This window comes from Janibacter sp. RAF52 (assembly GCF_052114035.1).
Taxonomy (GTDB): domain Bacteria; phylum Actinomycetota; class Actinomycetes; order Actinomycetales; family Dermatophilaceae; genus Janibacter; species Janibacter hoylei.
Genome location: NZ_JBFRDY010000003.1, coordinates 15,455 through 32,207 on the forward strand (window position 1 = coordinate 15,455; position 16,753 = coordinate 32,207).

At 68.0% G+C, this 16,753-nt stretch carries 9 protein-coding genes and 1 pseudogene; 5 read left to right on the forward strand and 5 right to left on the reverse strand.

The features are described from left to right. From AB4Y78_RS04555 to dxs, 5 genes are all read left to right on the forward strand, one after another. Positions 1-2,046, forward strand: coding sequence for an APC family permease (locus AB4Y78_RS04555; protein WP_441715051.1), 2,046 nt, complete (start codon positions 1-3; stop codon positions 2,044-2,046). Next, complete coding sequence (locus AB4Y78_RS04560; protein WP_441715053.1) at positions 2,043-3,341, forward strand: class I SAM-dependent RNA methyltransferase; 1,299 nt, start codon at positions 2,043-2,045, stop codon at positions 3,339-3,341. Before AB4Y78_RS04555 ends, AB4Y78_RS04560 begins: the two co-directional genes overlap by 4 nt. A gap of 113 nt (positions 3,342-3,454) precedes the next feature. Beyond that, positions 3,455-6,256: an aconitate hydratase gene (locus AB4Y78_RS04565; RefSeq protein WP_441715054.1), complete on the forward strand. Its 2,802-nt coding sequence runs from the start codon at positions 3,455-3,457 to the stop codon at positions 6,254-6,256. Positions 6,257-6,392: 136 nt separating this feature from the next. Continuing rightward, positions 6,393-6,836 carry a hypothetical protein gene (locus tag AB4Y78_RS04570; protein ID WP_282071242.1) on the forward strand — a complete coding sequence of 148 codons (444 nt, stop codon included), beginning with the start codon at positions 6,393-6,395 and terminating at the stop codon, positions 6,834-6,836. 103 nt (positions 6,837-6,939) lie between these two features. After that, positions 6,940-8,802: a 1-deoxy-D-xylulose-5-phosphate synthase gene (dxs, locus tag AB4Y78_RS04575; RefSeq protein ID WP_007925453.1), complete on the forward strand. Its 1,863-nt coding sequence runs from the start codon at positions 6,940-6,942 to the stop codon at positions 8,800-8,802. Positions 8,803-8,891: 89 nt separating this feature from the next. On the opposite strand, the gene AB4Y78_RS04580 is transcribed toward dxs, so the two are convergent. The 5 genes and pseudogenes from AB4Y78_RS04580 to AB4Y78_RS04600 form a co-directional block, all read right to left on the reverse strand. After that, positions 8,892-10,433 carry a helix-turn-helix domain-containing protein gene (locus tag AB4Y78_RS04580; RefSeq protein ID WP_007925452.1) on the reverse strand — a complete coding sequence of 514 codons (1,542 nt, stop codon included), beginning with the start codon at positions 10,431-10,433 and terminating at the stop codon, positions 8,892-8,894. 220 nt (positions 10,434-10,653) lie between these two features. Beyond that, positions 10,654-13,263, reverse strand: coding sequence for an excinuclease ABC subunit UvrA (locus AB4Y78_RS04585; RefSeq protein ID WP_040880765.1), 2,610 nt, complete (start codon positions 13,261-13,263; stop codon positions 10,654-10,656). 162 nt (positions 13,264-13,425) lie between these two features. After that, a complete protein-coding gene (locus tag AB4Y78_RS04590; protein ID WP_441715059.1) occupies positions 13,426-13,800 on the reverse strand; it encodes a DsbA family protein in 375 nt (124 codons plus the stop codon). A gap of 32 nt (positions 13,801-13,832) precedes the next feature. After that, positions 13,833-15,277: pseudogene (gene nhaA, locus AB4Y78_RS04595) on the reverse strand (Na+/H+ antiporter NhaA). 155 nt (positions 15,278-15,432) lie between these two features. Beyond that, positions 15,433-16,701, reverse strand: a complete 1,269-nt coding sequence (locus AB4Y78_RS04600) for a glucose-1-phosphate adenylyltransferase family protein (RefSeq protein ID WP_083853632.1) — start codon at positions 16,699-16,701, stop codon at positions 15,433-15,435. Positions 16,702-16,753: the final 52 nt, after the last annotated feature.

Below are 16,753 nucleotides of genomic sequence, written 5' to 3' on the forward strand. Positions count from 1 at the left end.
ATGACGGTACCCCTCCGTGCGCGGGCCTACACTCGCGTGGTGTCTTCCGGACGACTCATCAAGCGCGTCCTCGTCGGCCGCGCGATGCGCAGTGATCATCTCGGCGAGACCCTGCTCCCCAAGAAGCTCGCTCTCCCCGTCTTCGCCAGCGACGCGCTCAGCTCCGTCGCCTACGCGCCCGACGAGATCCTGCTGACCCTCGGCCTCGCCGGTGGCGCCCTGGCGATGACCCACTCGTGGCCCGTGGCCCTCGGGGTCGTCGCCGTCATGGCCGTCGTCGTCGCGAGCTATCGACAAAACGTCCACGCCTACCCCTCCGGCGGAGGCGACTACGAGGTCGCGAGCACCAACCTCGGGCGCAAGGCGGGCCTGACCGTCGCGAGCGCGCTGCTCGTCGACTACGTGCTCACCGTCGCGGTCTCCATCTCGTCGGGAGTGCAGAACGCCGCCGCGGCGCTGCCGTGGATCCGCGGCCACGAGGTGCTCGCGGCCCTCGTGCTCATCGCCGCCCTCACCGGGATCAACCTGCGGGGTGTCCGGGAGTCGGGCAAGGCCTTCGCCATCCCGACCTACCTCTTCATGCTGTCGGTGATCGCCATGGGGCTCGTCGGGGTCGTGCGGCGCACGACCGGCACGCTGCCACAGGCGGAGAGCGGACCGCTGCAGCTGGCCCCCGAGCCGGGGATGGAGCAGCTCGGCACCCTGGCGATGGCCTTCCTCCTGCTGCGTGCCTTCTCGTCCGGGTGCGCGGCGCTCACGGGTGTCGAGGCGATCAGCAACGGCGTGCCCGCCTTCCGCAAGCCCAAGAGCACCAATGCCGCGACGACCCTGCTCCTCATGGGTGGCATCGCCATCACGATGCTCGTGTCGATGATCGCCCTGGCCTCGTGGACCGGGGTCAAGGTCGCCGAGGACCCCGCGACCCAGCTGCTGCGTGACGGTCAGCCCGTCGGCGAGGAGTACGTCCAGCACACCGTCATGGCGCAGGTCGCCCAGTCGGTCTTCGACGGCTTCCCCGCCGGGGTCGTCATCGTCTCGATCGTCACGGGCCTGATCCTCGTGCTCGCGGCCAACACGGCCTTCAACGGCTTCCCGGTCCTCGGCTCGATCCTCGCCCGCGACGGCTACCTGCCGCGTCAGCTGCACACGCGCGGTGACCGGCTCGCCTTCAGCAACGGCATCCTCCTGCTCGCCGCCGCGGCGGGGCTGCTCATCGCCATCTACGACGCACAGGTCACCAAGCTCATCCAGCTCTACATCGTCGGGGTCTTCGTCTCCTTCACGTTGAGCCAGATCGGCATGGTGCGGCACTGGAACAGGCACCTGGCCGTGGAGAAGGACCGCCGCGAGCAGCGGGCCATGATGCGGCGCCGAGCGATCAACGCCGTGGGCGCGGCGATGTCGGGCACCGTGCTCGTCGTCGTCGTCCTCACGAAGTTCACCCACGGCGCCGGCTTCGCCATGGCCGCCATGGCGGGGCTCTTCGTCCTCATGGGGGCGATCAGCCGGCACTACCGGCACGTGCGCGACGAGCTGTCGGTCGCCGAGGACGACACCCAGCACCAGCTCCTCCCGTCGCGGGTCCACGCGATCGTCCTCGTCTCGACGATCCACCGGCCGACGCTCCGGGCGCTCGCCTACGCATCGGCCACCCGCCCTTCGCGCCTGGAGGCGGTGACCGTCGACGTCGACCACGACGCCACCCGCGCGCTGCAGGCGGAGTGGGACCGGCGGGCGATCCCGGTGCCGCTCAAGGCCCTGGACTCGCCCTACCGCGAGATCACCCGCCCGGTCGTCGAGTACGTGAAGTCGATCCGCTCGGGCAACCCGCGTGATCTCGTGGTCGTGTACATCCCGCAGTACGTGCTCGGCCACTGGTGGGAGCAGGCACTGCACAACCAGTCGGCGCTGCGGCTGCGCAGCCGGCTGATCTTCACGCCGGGTGTCATGGTGTCCTCGGTGCCCTGGCAGCTGGCCAGCTCGGCGGGCGCCGAGGAACGCATGGACGGCCCGGTCGCGGGCGACGTACGACGAGGTGGATCATGACGGCACCGGCAGCTGACGACCTGACGACCGGCGACGAGGTTGAGGTGGAGGTCGGGGCGATCGCCCACGGTGGGCACTGCGTGGCCCGCTACGACGGTCGGGTCCTCTTCGTGCGGCACGGTCTGCCGGGGGAGCGGGTGCGTGCCCGGATCACCGAAGGGGGTCCCGGAGACCGCTTCCTGCGCGCCGACGCCGTCAGCGTGCTCGAGGCCTCGCCCCACCGCGTCACCTCGCGCTGCGCGGCGGCCGGCCCCGGCGGGTGCGGCGGCTGCGACTTCCAGCACGTCGCCACCGGGCACCAGCGCGAGCTCAAGGCCGCCGTGGTCGCCGAGCAGCTCCAGCGCCTCGCGGGCATCGAGCGCGAGGTCGTCGTCGAGCCGCTCGACGACGCCGACGGGCTGCGCTACCGCACTCGCGTGGAGTTTGCGGTGGTCGAGGGCCGCATCGGTCTGCGCCGGCACCGCAGCCACGACGTCGTGGAGGTCGACGGGTGCCCGATCGCCGTCCCCGACGTCGACGAGGCCCTGCGCGAGACCCGCGCCGAGTCGGTCGGCGAGCTCGAGGGCATCCGCGCGGTCGACGTCGTCGTGCCCTCGGGCGAGAGCGACACCGTCGTCGTCGAGGTGCCGCAGGACGCGCCGACCCCGCCGATCGAGGTGACCGAGGTCGTCCGCACGCCGGCGGGGGAGCGCTCGATGACCGTCGACGCCCGCGGCTTCTGGCAGGTCCACCGCGATGCTCCGCACGCCTTCGTCGCGGCGATGCTCGAGGCGGCCGACGTGCGGCCGGGGGAGCGCGTGCTCGACCTCTACAGCGGCGTGGGCCTGCTGTCGGTGCCGCTCGCCGAGGCCGTCGGTGCCACCGGGCAGCTCATCGCCGTCGAGTCCGACCGCCGGGCGACCCAGCACCTGCGGGACAACCTCGCAGCCCACCCGTGGGCACTCGTCGTGCCCGGCCGCGTCGACGACCTGCTCGGCGTGCCGCGCCAGGGCCGGCGCCGCGGGCCGCGTCGTCCGGCGCGCTCGGACCTGCTGCCGCCGAGCGCGCACGTCGTCGTCCTCGACCCGCCCCGGACGGGGGCCGGCCGCGGCGTCGTCGCCGCGCTGACCTCCCTTCGCCCGCGTCGTCTCGTCTACGTCGCCTGCGACCCGGCGGCGCTCGCCCGGGACACCGCCTACCTCGCCGAGCTCGGCTACGAGCTCACCGCCCTGCGAGCCTTCGACGCCTTCCCGATGACGCACCACGTCGAGTGCGTGGCGACCTTCGAGCCGAAGGGGGAGGCCGCCACCTCGTGACACGGGGCGCCGCCGTGGGGAAGAGTGGCGGTGAGCGCGCCCGTGGGTCCGTGCCCGGGGCGCTGTGATAGTTTTATCTTGACGTCAAGATAACTACGACAGAGGAGTCGACTGTGGCCAGCTCGAACACCTTCAACGCCAAGGACACGCTCACCGTCGGTGACGAGTCCTACGAGATCTACCGGATCGACAAGGTCGAGGGCTCGAAGAACCTGCCCTACAGCCTCAAGGTCCTGCTGGAGAACCAGCTGCGCACCGAGGACGGCGAAAACGTCACCGCCGACCACATCAACGCGCTCGGCTCCTGGGACGAGAACGCCCAGCCCGACACCGAGATCCAGTTCACGCCCGCCCGCGTGATCATGCAGGACTTCACCGGCGTCCCCTGCGTCGTCGACCTCGCCACGATGCGCGAGGCCGTCGCCGAGCTCGGTGGCGACCCGACGAAGATCAACCCGCTCGCGCCGGCCGAGCTCGTCATCGACCACTCGGTCCAGATCGACGTCTTCGGCACCGCGGACGCCTTCGCCCGCAACGTCGACTTCGAGTACGAGCGCAACAACGAGCGCTACCAGTTCCTGCGCTGGGGCCAGACGGCCTTCGACGACTTCAAGGTCGTCCCCCCGGGCACCGGCATCGTCCACCAGGTCAACATCGAGCACCTGGCCCGCGTCACGATGACCCGCGACGGCGTCGCCTACCCCGACACCTGCGTCGGCACCGACTCGCACACGACGATGGAAAACGGCCTGGGCGTCCTGGGCTGGGGCGTCGGCGGCATCGAGGCCGAGGCGGCCATGCTCGGCCAGCCCGTCTCCATGCTCATCCCGCGCGTCGTCGGCTTCAAGCTCTCCGGCTCGATCCCGGCCGGTGCCACCGCGACCGACGTCGTCCTGACGATCACCGAGATGCTGCGCGACCACGGCGTCGTCGGTAAGTTCGTCGAGTTCTACGGCGGGGGCGTTGCCCAGGTGCCGCTGGCCAACCGCGCGACCATCGGCAACATGAGCCCCGAGTTCGGCTCGACCGCCGCGATGTTCCCCATCGACGACGTCACCCTCGACTACCTGCGCCTCACCGGCCGCTCCGAGCAGCAGGTCGCGCTCGTCGAGGCCTACGCCAAGACGCAGGGCATGTGGCTCGACCCGGCTGTCGAGCCCCGCTTCTCCGAGTACCTCGAGCTCGACCTGTCGACGGTCGTCCCCTCGATCGCCGGCCCGAAGCGCCCGCAGGACCGCATCGAGGTCAGCAAGGCCAAGGAGCAGTTCCGCGGCGACCTGAAGAACTACGTCGTCGACGGCAACGGCATCGAGAAGTCCTCGGTCGACACCGAGCTCGCCAGCACCTTCCCGGCCTCCGACGCCCCGAGCCACGACGCGCTCGAGGCGTCCGAGAGCGCCGGGCGCCCCTCGCACTCCGAGCCGCGCACCAACGGTGACCGGGCCTCCAACCCGGCGAAGGCCGTCATCGACGGCGCCGAGGTCGAGATCGACCACGGCCACGTCGTCATCGCCTCGATCACCAGCTGCACCAACACGTCCAACCCGTCGGTCATGATGGCCGCCGCGATGCTCGCCAAGAACGCGGTCGAGCGCGGCCTGCAGGTCAAGCCCTGGGTCAAGACGTCGATGGCGCCCGGCTCCAAGGTCGTCACCGAGTACTACGAGAAGGCCGGCATGTGGCCCTACCTCGAGAAGCTCGGCTACCACCTCGTCGGCTACGGCTGCACGACCTGCATCGGCAACTCCGGCCCGATCATCGAGGAGGTCTCGCAGGCGGTCAACGCCAACGACCTCGCCGTCACCTCGGTCCTGTCCGGCAACCGCAACTTCGAGGGGCGCATCAACCCCGACGTGAAGATGAACTACCTCGCGTCGCCGCCGCTCGTCATCGCCTACGCGCTCGCCGGCACGATGGACTTCGACTTCGAGACCGAGGCCCTCGGTCAGGACGCCGACGGCAACGACGTCTTCCTCAAGGACATCTGGCCCAACCCGGCCGACGTGCAGAGCACGATCGACACCGCGGTCACGCAGGAGATGTTCACCGAGAAGTACGCGGACGTCTTCGCCGGTGACGAGCGCTGGACCTCGCTCGAGACCCCCGAGGGCAACACCTTCGAGTGGGCCGACGAGTCGACCTACGTGCGCAAGCCCCCGTACTTCGAGGGCATGAAGATGGACCTCGACGCCGTCGAGGACATCTCCGGTGCGCGCGTCCTGGCCAAGCTCGGTGACTCGGTCACGACCGACCACATCAGCCCGGCCGGCGCGATCAAGGCCGACAGCCCGGCGGGTGTCTACCTCGCCGAGCACGGCGTCGAGCGCAAGGACTTCAACTCGTACGGCTCGCGCCGTGGCAACCACGAGGTGATGATCCGCGGCACCTTCGCCAACATCCGTCTGAAGAACCAGCTGCTCGACGGTGTCGAGGGTGGCTTCACCCGCGACTTCCTCGGCGACGGCAGCCAGACGACGATCTTCGAGGCTTCGGAGAAGTACATCGAGGCCGGCGTCCCGCTCGTCGTCCTCGCGGGCAAGGAGTACGGCTCCGGCTCGTCGCGTGACTGGGCGGCCAAGGGCACGCGCCTGCTCGGCGTCCGCGCCGTCATCGCGCAGTCCTACGAGCGCATCCACCGCTCCAACCTCATCGGCATGGGCGTCATCCCGCTCCAGTTCCCCGAGGGGCAGAGCGCCGACTCGCTCGGCCTGGACGGCACCGAGACCTTCGACATCGCGGGCATCACCGAGCTCAACAACGGCTCGACGCCCAAGACGGTCAAGGTCACGGCGACCAAGGACGGCGGGGAGGCCGTTGAGTTCGACGCGGTCGTGCGCATCGACACCCCCGGCGAGGCGGACTACTACCGCAACGGCGGCATCCTGCAGTACGTGCTGCGGTCGCTCGTCGGCTGACCGGAGCCGTCGACGAAGGGGGTCGTCCACCATCCGGTGGGCGGCCCCCTTCGTCGTGCCGTCCCTGTCGTTCGCATTTCCCTAGGGAGATGCGCGGGGTGGTGGGCCGTCGCTGCGGCGACGTACACTCGAACACATGTTCGACCAGACCTCGCGTCCGCCGGTGCGGACGGCGCTGCCCGGGTCGCCGGGGGCGCGGACCGCTGCGGCCGGGGCGAAGGGGGGGCCCCCTGGGTGGCCGGACCGCGTGCCACCACCCGCGGTGCGGGGGTGGCAGCCAGCGGCGGTCTCGTGGCTGCTCGACCTGTGCCCGCCCGACTACCGCGGGCATGCGGTGCTGCGTCGGCACCCGGCCGCGCTGGCCTGGCTCGCCGACCTGCACGTCGCGGCGCAGGTCGACGCGATGCGGCAGGCATACCGGACGGTGCGCGTCGACCTGGCGGAGTCGCTGCCCGAGGGTACGATCGACGCCCTGCTCGTGGCGCTCGAGCACGAGGGCCTGCGGCTGCGGTCCGCGCAGCGGAGCATCCTGCTCATCCGGGAGGCGCTCGACGGGAGCGTCTTCGTCGACCGGCTGTGACCCCCTTCGTCCGACGTGGTGACAGGCTGGGCAGGTCACAGCCACTTCCCAGTGCTGCGGACGTAGACTCGTGCGGTCCCCGACCCTTGGAAGGAAGCCCAGCGTGGCAGTCCTCGAGACGATCACCTCACCCGCCGACCTCAAGCGCCTGCCCGCAGAGCAGCTCGAGACCCTCGCGGAGGAGATCCGAGCCTTCCTCGTCGCCGAGGTCTCCCGCAGCGGCGGACACCTCGGGCCCAACCTCGGGGTCGTCGAGCTGACGATCGCGCTGCACCGCGTCTTCGACAGCCCGAGTGACACGGTCGTCTTCGACACCGGCCACCAGTCCTACGTGCACAAGCTGCTCACCGGGCGACATGACTTCAGCGCGCTGCGCACCCGAGGCGGCCTCTCCGGGTACCCGAGCCGCGCCGAGTCCGAGCACGACGTCGTCGAAAACAGCCACGCGTCAACCTCCCTGTCGTGGGCCGAGGGCATCGCCAAGGGCTACCGCCTGCGCGGCGAGGAGCGGCACGCGGTCGCCGTCATCGGCGACGGCGCCCTGACCGGCGGCATGGCCTGGGAGGCGCTCAACAACATCGCCGCCGACAAGGACCTGCCTCTCGTCATCATCGTCAACGACAACGAGCGCTCCTACGCGCCGACGATCGGCGGGCTCGCCGACCACCTCGCGATGCTGCGCACCAACCGTCAGTACGAGCAGGTGCTCGACTGGGGCAAGGACAAGCTCAACCGCACGCCCGTCGTCGGTCGGGCCGCCTACCAGGCCTTCCACTCGATGAAGAAGGGCGCCAAGGACTTCTGGGCCCCGCAGGGGATGTTCGAGGACCTCGGCATCAAGTACCTCGGACCGGTCGACGGGCACGACGAGGCGAGCGTCGAGCAGGCGCTGCGCCGGGCCAAGGCCTTCGGCGGACCCGTGCTCGTGCACGTCATCACCCAGAAGGGGCGAGGCTACGACCACGCGAGCAACGACGTGGCCGACCAGTTCCACGCCGTCGGCAAGATCAACCCCGAGACCGGCCTGCCCCTGGAGATCTCCGGGCGCTCCTGGACCGACGAGTTCGGCGACGAGATGCTCGCGCTCGGCCGGGAGCGGCCCGAGGTCGTCGCGATCACCGCGGCGATGATGATGCCCGTGGGCCTGCAGCCCTTCGCCGACGCGCACCCCGAGCGGATCTTCGACGTCGGCATCGCCGAGCAGCACGCGACGACGATGGCCGCCGGGCTCGCCTTCGCCGGCATGCACCCGGTCGTGGCGATCTACGCGACCTTCCTCAACCGTGCCTTCGACCAGCTGCTCATGGACTGCGCCATGCACAAGGCAGGCGTGACCTTCGTCCTCGACCGCTCCGGCGTGACCGGCCCCGACGGCGCCAGCCACCACGGCATGTGGGACATGTCGCTCGCGAGCATCGTGCCCGGCCTGCGCCTGGCCGCACCCCGCGACGGGCAGCAGATCAGGGTCGCCCTGCGCGAGGCCGTCGACGTCGAGGACGGCCCGACGGTCATCCGGTTCCCTAAGGGCAGCGTCGCCGACCCGCTCGAAGCCGTCGCGACGGTCGGCGGGCTCGACGTCCTCGCCGGCGACCCGGCGGTCGATCCCGAGGTGCTCGTCGTCTCGGTCGGCTCGATGGCCGGCACGGCGACGACGGTCGCCGAAAAGCTTGCGGCAGAAGGCCACTCGACTCTGGTCGTCGACCCCCGCTGGGTGCTGCCGGTGCCCGCGGCCCTCGTCGAGCTCGCCGGTCGCAGCGGCCGGGTCGCCGTCATCGAGGACAACAACGTCTCCGGCGGCGTCGGTGCGGAAGTCGCCCGTGTCCTCGACGAGACCGGGGTCACCGCCCCGGTGCACCGCTTCGGCCTGCCCAAGGAGTTCCTCGCCCACGCCTCGCGGGCCCAGGTGCTCGAGAGCGTCGGGCTGACTCCCGAGCCGATCGTCGAGCGACTGCGCGCGCACCTCTGACGGGCTCACCGCGATCTCCTCGGGCGTTGTGACGAAGGGAGGGCCCCACCGGTGATCCTGTGGGGCCCTCCCTTCGTGCGCTCGGGTCGTCAGCCGATGTCGCGGAAGGGCTGCACGCTCGCGCCCAGCGCGTTGAGGCGCTCGGCGAGGTCCTCGTAGCCGCGGTGGATGACGTAGACGTTGCGCAGGTACGAGGTGCCCGGCGCGGCGAGCATCGCGAGCAGCACGACGACGCCAGGGCGCAGCGCCGGCGGGCAGGTGACCTCGTTTGCACGCCACCGGTTGGGGCCCTCGACGAGCACGCGGTGCGGGTCCATGAGCGTCACCTTGCCGCCGATCTTGTTGAGCTCGGTCAGGTAGATGGCGCGGTTGTCGTAGACCCAGTCGTGGATCGTCGTCGTGCCCTCGGCGCAGGCGGCGATGAGCGCGAAGAAGGGCAGGTTGTCGATGTTGAGCCCGGGGAAGGGCATCGGGTGGATCTTGTCGATCGGCGCCTTGAGCGGCCCGGGGTGGGTCGTGATGTCGACCAGACGGGTGCGGCCGTTGTCCGCGAGGTACTCCTGGGACAACGAGTACCGCATACCCATGCCGGCGAGGGTGGCCAGCTCGATCTCGAGGAATTCGATGGGGGAGCGGCGGATGGTGATCTCCGACTTGGTGACGACGGCAGCCGCGATGAGACTCATCGCCTCGATCGGGTCCTCGCTCGGCGAGTACTCGACGTCGACGTCGATCTCGGTCAGGCCGGTGACCTCGAGGGTCGTCGTGCCGATGCCCTTGACCTGGACCCCGAGCTTTTCGAGGAAGAAGCACAGGTCCTGGACCATGTAGTTGGGGGAGGCATTGCGGATGATGGTCCGGCCCGGGTGGCGGGCTGCGGCCATGAGCGCGTTTTCGGTGACGGTGTCGCCGCGCTCGGTGAGGATGATCGAGCGGTCGGACGAGTCCTGGTCGGTGACCTTGGCCTCGTACCAACCCTGCGTCGCGGTGACGTCGAGACCGAAGTGGGTCAACGAGGTCATGTGCGGCTCGACGGTGCGCGTGCCGAGATCGCAGCCACCGGCGTAGGGCAGCCGGAAGCTGTCGAACTCGTGGAGCAGCGGGCCGAGGAACATGATGACCGTGCGCGTGCGGCGGGCGGCCTCCTCATCCATGCCGTCGAGGTTGATCCGCTCCGGGGGCACGATCTCCAGGTCGGCGCTGCCGGGCAGCCAGCGGGTCTTGACGCCGATGGAGTCGAGCACCTCGAGGATCCGGTTGACCTCCTCGATGCGCGCGAGGTTGCGCAGGGTGGTCGTGCCCTTGTTGAGCAGCGAGGCGCACAGCAGCGCGACGGCGGCGTTCTTGCTCGTCTTGACGTCGATGGCGCCGGAGAGCGTGCGACCGCCCTCGATCTTCAGGTGGACAGCGCCGCTGCTCGAGGTGCGGGTGAGCGCGACGAGCTCGGTGTCGAGCGCCTCGCTGATGCGCGCGAGGTTGTCGAGGGTGAGGTTCTGCCCCCCGGCCTCGATGCGCGCGACGGCGCTCTGGCTCGTCTCGAGTTTGGTGGCGAGGTCGGCTTGGGACAGGCCTGCGCGGTGACGCGCCTCCTTGATCGTCGTGCCGATTCGGGCGAGGTAGTCATCAGACATACCAACCACCGTAACCCATATATGAGATAGGTGCCGTCCGTCGTCGTCCTCGCGTGTCGCCGGTCAGCGCGATCGCCGCCTTCGCCTGCTGCGGATCCCGTCGTCCTGGCATGGGATGCCGGGATCGTTGGGGTCCTTCCCGACTCACCTCACACCACCACTTCGTCGCCACCGACGTCACGACAGACCGGAGGGAGATGTCATCACACGCGCAGCTGCCTCAGGCAACGACGGTGTCCACCCTCGAGACGGCCGCAGCCTCTTCGAGCGCAGTGGCCAGATAACGTGCTGAAGCGCTCGTGGACGAACCGGCGACCTCCGCTGGAGTGCCGGCCGCGACGACCTGTCCGCCGTCGCCCCCAGCACCGGGCCCGAGATCGATGACGTGATCGGACTGTGCGATGACTCGCATGTCGAGCTCGACCATGACCACGGTGTTCCCGGCGTCCACGAGTGATTGCAGGTGAGCTACGAGCCGGTCGGTATCGGCGCAGTGCAATCCGGAAGTTGGTTCATCGAGGACGTAGAGAGTGTCGCCGCTTTGAGCCCGCTGCAGCTCGCTGCCCAGCTTGACTCGCTGGGCCTCGCCACCAGAGAGCTCGGTTGCGGATTGGCCGAGACGTAGGTATCCGAGTCCGACATCGAGGAGCGCGGTCAGGGAGCGCATGATGTCGACTTCTCCCTCGAAGAATTCGTGGGCATCCTCAACGCTCAAAGCGAGGATCTCCGCGATGTTTCGTCCGCGCCAGAGGATCTCGAGAGTGCTCGACTGGTAGCGGGTGCCATGACATTCCGGGCATTCCGTGTACACGGAAGGGAGAAAGAGCAACTCAACCATGACTGATCCCTCTCCCTCGCAGGTGGGGCAACGGCCGCCGGCGACGTTGAATGAGAATCTCCCGGGTTTGTAGCCGCGTGCACGAGATTCCGGGGTCTCGGCGAATCGGCGTCGTACGTGGTCAAACAGGCCGGTGTAGGTTGCGACGTTCGACCGAGGTGTGCGCCCGATCGGTTTCTGGTCGATGGTTACCACCCGGCGCACTCCAGTGAGGTCACCCGCGACAGAACCCTCGAGCTCCTGGGGGCCATCGGAAAGCAGCATGTCATCGCCGTCGGGCACTGGCTCATCAGTTGTGACGGGGCGTCCGAGATGCTCGCTGACCAGGGTCGGGAGAACTTGGCTGACGAGACTGGATTTGCCTGACCCCGACACACCTGTGACTGCTGTGAGTGCACCCAACGGGATCTTGACGGAGATGCTCCGCAGGTTGTTGCGCGAGATCTTCTCGAGACGCAACCACCCGTGTGGCTTCCTTGGCTCATGCAGGGGGAGCCCGTTGCCGCCGAAGAGGTAGTCTCGGGTGGCGGATTCCTCGACGTCAGCCAGTCCTTCGGTCGGGCCGCTGTAGATGACACGCCCTCCTCGTTCACCTGCGGCGGGCCCGATGTCCACAAGCCAATCCGCACGCCGCATCACGTCGACGGAGTGCTCGACGATGAAGAGGCTGTTACCGCGCTTCTTGAGCCCCTGAAGGACGTCCAACAGCGCACTGACATCTTGCGGATGGAGCCCGGCGGAAGGTTCGTCCAACACGTAGACGACGCCGAAAAGTTCGGAAGTCAGCTGGGTTGCCAGTCGCAGACGCTGAAGTTCTCCGCCTGAGAGGGTCGGGGACGTGCGATCCAACGACAGGTAGCCCAGGCCGAGATCAATGATCGGAAGGATCCGATCGACGAGTCCGGTCCCCAAGCGGACGGTTGCGGCCAGTTTTTCGACCGCCCCACCCGACGAGCGAGACTCGTCACCGGCACCGTCAGTTGCGCTTTCTGCCGCGACGACTGCGGCTTCGATGACAGACAAGAGTTCATGCAAGGGCAGCTGTGAGAACTGGGCGATGTCGAGCTGCTCAAATGTCACCGATAGCGCTTCCGGCTTCAAACGTTTGCCATGGCATGCGGGGCACGGGACCGATGTGAGGAACTGAGCAACACGGCGTTTCATCGACGTGCTCTTCGTATTCGCGAATGTGTCAAGCACATAGCGACGCGCTCCTACGAAGGTTCCGGAATAGCTGGGCTCGATTCCGGCGTCCATGGCTTCACGCGCTTCAGCAAGGGTGAGTCGTGAGTGGACGGGAACGTAAGGCGTTTCATCCGTGTAGAGGATCCAGTCGCGGTCTTTCTTCGGGAGGTCCTTCCATGGCACGTCGACGTCGTAACCAAGCCCGACGAGGACGTCTCTCAGTTGGTGCCCATGCCACGCCGTGGGGTACGAGGCGATGGCGCGCTCTCGGATCGTCAGGGTCGGATCGGGGACCATCGTGTCCTCTGGCACGTCGTAGACCCGACCGATTCCGTGGCATTCCGGGCAAGCACCCTCGACAGTATTGGTCGAAAAGTCCTCTGCATAGAGCATCGGCTGCCCATCCGGATATGTACCCGCGCGGGAGTACAGCATGCGAACCAGGCTGGAGAGTGTCGTGATGCTTCCGACCGTTGACCGGGTGCTGCGCCCGCCGTGTTGTTGCTGCAATGCCACGGCGGGCGGCATTCCGGTGATGGAGTCCACCTCGGGGACTCCCGCCTGGTCGATGAGGCGCCTGGCATACGGTGCAACCGATTCCAGATAACGTCGCTGGGACTCCGCATATAGCGTGCCGAAAGCCAGCGAGGACTTGCCCGAGCCAGAGACGCCAGTGAACACCACCATGGCGTCACGCGGTATTGACAGGTCGATGTTTTTGAGGTTGTGCTCGCGGGCGCCGCGCACTCGAACGTCCGGTTGAATGAAGGCTGAGTTTTCATCAGTCTGCGTGGAGGGCGGGGTCATGAACCAACGCTATCCCGACTGCAGGCACGTCACGACCGGAAACCGCAGACTGGCAGCCGGGCCAGCGTCGTACCTGCGACGCCTTCCGACTGACCTCTGGCAACCACGTCGCGGCCGCCGAGGTCGCGAGAGAGCGAGTCAGCGGTGTCGTCCCGATCCATCTCAGACAGAGGCCACCTGGGTTCGTGTGCCGCGCCTGCTGGACTCGAGTGCCGCAGTCAACGTCCGGGCGTCATAGTCGCCCAGCAAGCGGCGACCTTCGACGAAGAAGGTTGGAGTGGCGTGGGCTCCGCTGTCCTGGGCGCTCACGAGATCGCGGTTGACTCGTTCTGCGACAGCCTCGCTGTCCATGTCCTGTACGAAGCGATCGACGTCCAGTCCGAGTTCGTCCGCGTAACCAATAAGGTGCTCTCGCTCGAGCGCGTCCTGATGGGTGAATACGAAGTCGAGCCACCGCCAGAACTCGCCCTGGTTCGCGGCTGCTTCAGATGCTTTTGCAGCCAGCGGCCCATGTGGGTGGTGGGGAAGATGCCGCACGACGTAACGAAGATCGTCACCGAACTGCCCCCTCAGATCTTCCAGGAGCCAGTGGCGTGTGCACAGTACTCGCACTCGAAGTCGATGTATTCGACCAGCGTCAGCTTGGCGTCCTCCGGGCCGCGGATGTGGTCAACTTCGGGGTCGACTGCGGGGTCGAGCACCATGGGGAGATCTGCACTTTCCTCGCCCCACCGCTGAGCGGCGATCTTGAATATCAACCAGCCCAGGGCGACGGCGAGCACCAGGGACACCAGCACCCCAAGCGTCGCCTGTCGCCCGAGGTCGGTTGTCGAGCCGAAAGCAAGTCCGATGATGAGCAGAGAGACGGTGAACCCGATGCCTGAAAGTGCTGCACCGCCGAAGACGCTGCCCATACCCACTCCTTCCGGGAGTCGACCAAGGCCCATCCTGACCGCGAGGAGAGTGGCAACGCCAATTCCGACAAGCTTGCCGATTACGAGGCCAGCAATGACCCCCAGGTCACGGATGATCCGAAGGAATCTGCCAGGAGTCCACCCCTGAGGTCGACGCCGGCATTGGCGAGAGCGAAGATCGGCACGACAAGCAGTGCAGTGGGGCGGCGAAGGACTTCATGCATTCTCTCGTTCACCGAGATCCCCCGCGCCAGGCCACGGCTGACACTGCGCGCCGACGCGGCGCTGGGCGACTGCCAGAAGTCACGGAAGAACTGGCGGGCGGCAACTACCTCGTGGCGCCGCGTGGGGTAAGCGGGGATCAGTAGACCGGCGAGCATGCCGGCGAGTGAGGCGTGCACCCCAGAAGAGACGGTGGCGAACCACATGACAATCACAAGGATCACATAAGGTGCGGCATTCCACTGCCGTGAGCGGCCGAGTCCCCACAAGCCTATGAGGCAGGCGAGAGCGATCGACAAGGGGACAAGCTTGATCTGATCGCTATAGACAATTCCAATGATCGATACCGCTAGGAAGTCATCGACCACTGTCAGGGTGAGGAGAAAAACACGCAACTGGCCAGACAGCCGTGGACCCACTATGGCGAGTGCGCCCAGCATGAATGCTGTATCGGTGCCGACGACAGCACCCCATCCGCCAAGTCCGCTACCGCCGGACACGCTGACGACAAGCACGTAGACCAGAGCCGGAAGAGCGACACCTGCAACTCCAGCCATCACAGCGAGTTCAGCACGGCTGCGATCCCGTAAAGACCCGTGCGCGAACTCCTGTCGAACCTCCAATCCGACAACAAAAAAGAAGATCACCATCAGGCCGTCGTTGATCCAATGGTGCAGATTCATATGCATGCCGGCGGGACCGACATCGAAACCGACTTCCTGATGCCACAGTTCGAAATAGCTTTCAGACAACGGCGAGTTCGCCCAGACGAGCGCCATGACGGTCACGAGCGCCAGAAACATCGCCGATCCGGACTCCGTCCGTAAAGTGCGTGCAATGTGACCGGGACCTAGGCGACCTGCTGCCGGTTTTTGCATCCGGGGAGTCTACCTAGAGCCGCCCCGTGAACCCTTCACTGCTCGCGTGAGCACAGGCTTCACGAAGAGTCCCAGGGTCCGCGCACGGGCCAGTGACGACACCTGCCCTACGGCTGAGTCCACGACTCAGGAACGCCGAAGGAGTGGGGGCTCGTTCAGCTCGCAGTGGTGCCGGGCTCGAGGCGGGCTCCAGGCTCGAGGACGACCCCCTTCGCCACGTGCGACTCACGACCGACGAGCACGACGGCGGAGTCCGAGGGCGGCCAGCGCTTCGGCTGGGCCCCGACCTGCGCGTCCTCGCCGACCCGGCACGAGTCGTCGACGACCGAGGCGAAGACCTGTGCACCGGACGCGACCCGCACCCGGTGCATGAGCACCGAGTCCTCGACGACCGCACCCGCCTCGACGACGCAGCCCGGTCCGACGACGCTGCGGCGCACGGTGCCGTGCACGTGCGACCCGGGGCTGATCATCGAGTCCTCGACGACGCTGCCCGCGTGGATCATCGGCGGCGGCATCTCCGGCGACCGGGTGAGGATCGGCCACGCCGGGTCGTCGAAGACGTCGACTCGTGCGCGCAGCAGCTCGCGGTGCGCGGCGAGGTAGGCGGAGGGGCGGCCGAGGTCGCGCCAGTAGCCCGTGAGCGCGTACGCGTGGGTCTTCCCTCCCTCCACAAGCCGCGGGAGCAGGCGGTCGGGGAAGTCGCCGATCCCCTCCGTGAGCCCGGGGTCGGCCTGCGCCCGTTCGTGCCGGATCGCGTCGAGCGTGCGCAGCAACACCTGGACGTCGTAGACGAAGATCTCGGCGGCGATCGTCCCGTGTGGCGGGGCCGTGGGCTTGTCGGTCAGCCCCTGCACGACGCCGTCCCGGCCGACGTCGACGACCGTCTTGTGCTTGGCCTGCGCGAGCGGCACCTCCACGGTGACGATCGTGGCCTCGGACCCGCGCTCGAGGTGCTGGGCGACGACGGCCCGCATGTCGAGGCGGTAGACCTGGTCGGCGCTCGTCACGACGACGACCTCGGCGCCCGCCTCACGCAGCTGGGCACCGATCTTCAGCAGGTCGTCGGCGTTGCCGGTGCTGAAGCCCTCGGACCCGCTGGCCTGCCCTTCCTCCGGCACGAGCCGCCGGTAGCCGCCGCGGGTGCGGTCGAGGTCCCAGGGCCGCCCACCGGCGAGGTGGCGGTCGAGCGAGGACGCCTCGTACTGCACCGAGACCCACACGTCAGGGATGCCGCTGTTGCCGAAGTTGCTCAGTGCGAAGTCGACGAGCTGGTAGCTGCCGGCGAAGGGGAGGGCGGGCTTGGCGCGCTCACGCGTGAGGACGTCCATCCGGGAGCCCTGACCGCCCGCCTGGACGACCCCGACGATCTTCGGGATGCGGGAGAGGGGGACGACGCTCGACATACCCGGATCCGCACTCATCTCATGACGTCCCCTCGTGACAGCGTCTAGGTCGAGATGCCCATCTGGACCT

What these genes read in the sequence shown, in the direction of transcription:
- AB4Y78_RS04555 (WP_441715051.1), top strand. Translation starts at nt 1, where the DNA reads ATGACGGTACCCCTCCGTGCGCGGGCCTACACTCGCGTGGTGTCTTCC.
- AB4Y78_RS04560 (WP_441715053.1), top strand. Translation starts at nt 2,043, where the DNA reads ATGACGGCACCGGCAGCTGACGACCTGACGACCGGCGACGAGGTTGAG.
- AB4Y78_RS04570 (WP_282071242.1), top strand. Translation starts at nt 6,393, where the DNA reads ATGTTCGACCAGACCTCGCGTCCGCCGGTGCGGACGGCGCTGCCCGGG.
- AB4Y78_RS04580 (WP_007925452.1), bottom strand. Translation starts at nt 10,433, where the DNA reads ATGTCTGATGACTACCTCGCCCGAATCGGCACGACGATCAAGGAGGCG.
- AB4Y78_RS04585 (WP_040880765.1), bottom strand. Translation starts at nt 13,263, where the DNA reads ATGACCCCGCCCTCCACGCAGACTGATGAAAACTCAGCCTTCATTCAA.
- AB4Y78_RS04600 (WP_083853632.1), bottom strand. Translation starts at nt 16,701, where the DNA reads ATGAGTGCGGATCCGGGTATGTCGAGCGTCGTCCCCCTCTCCCGCATC.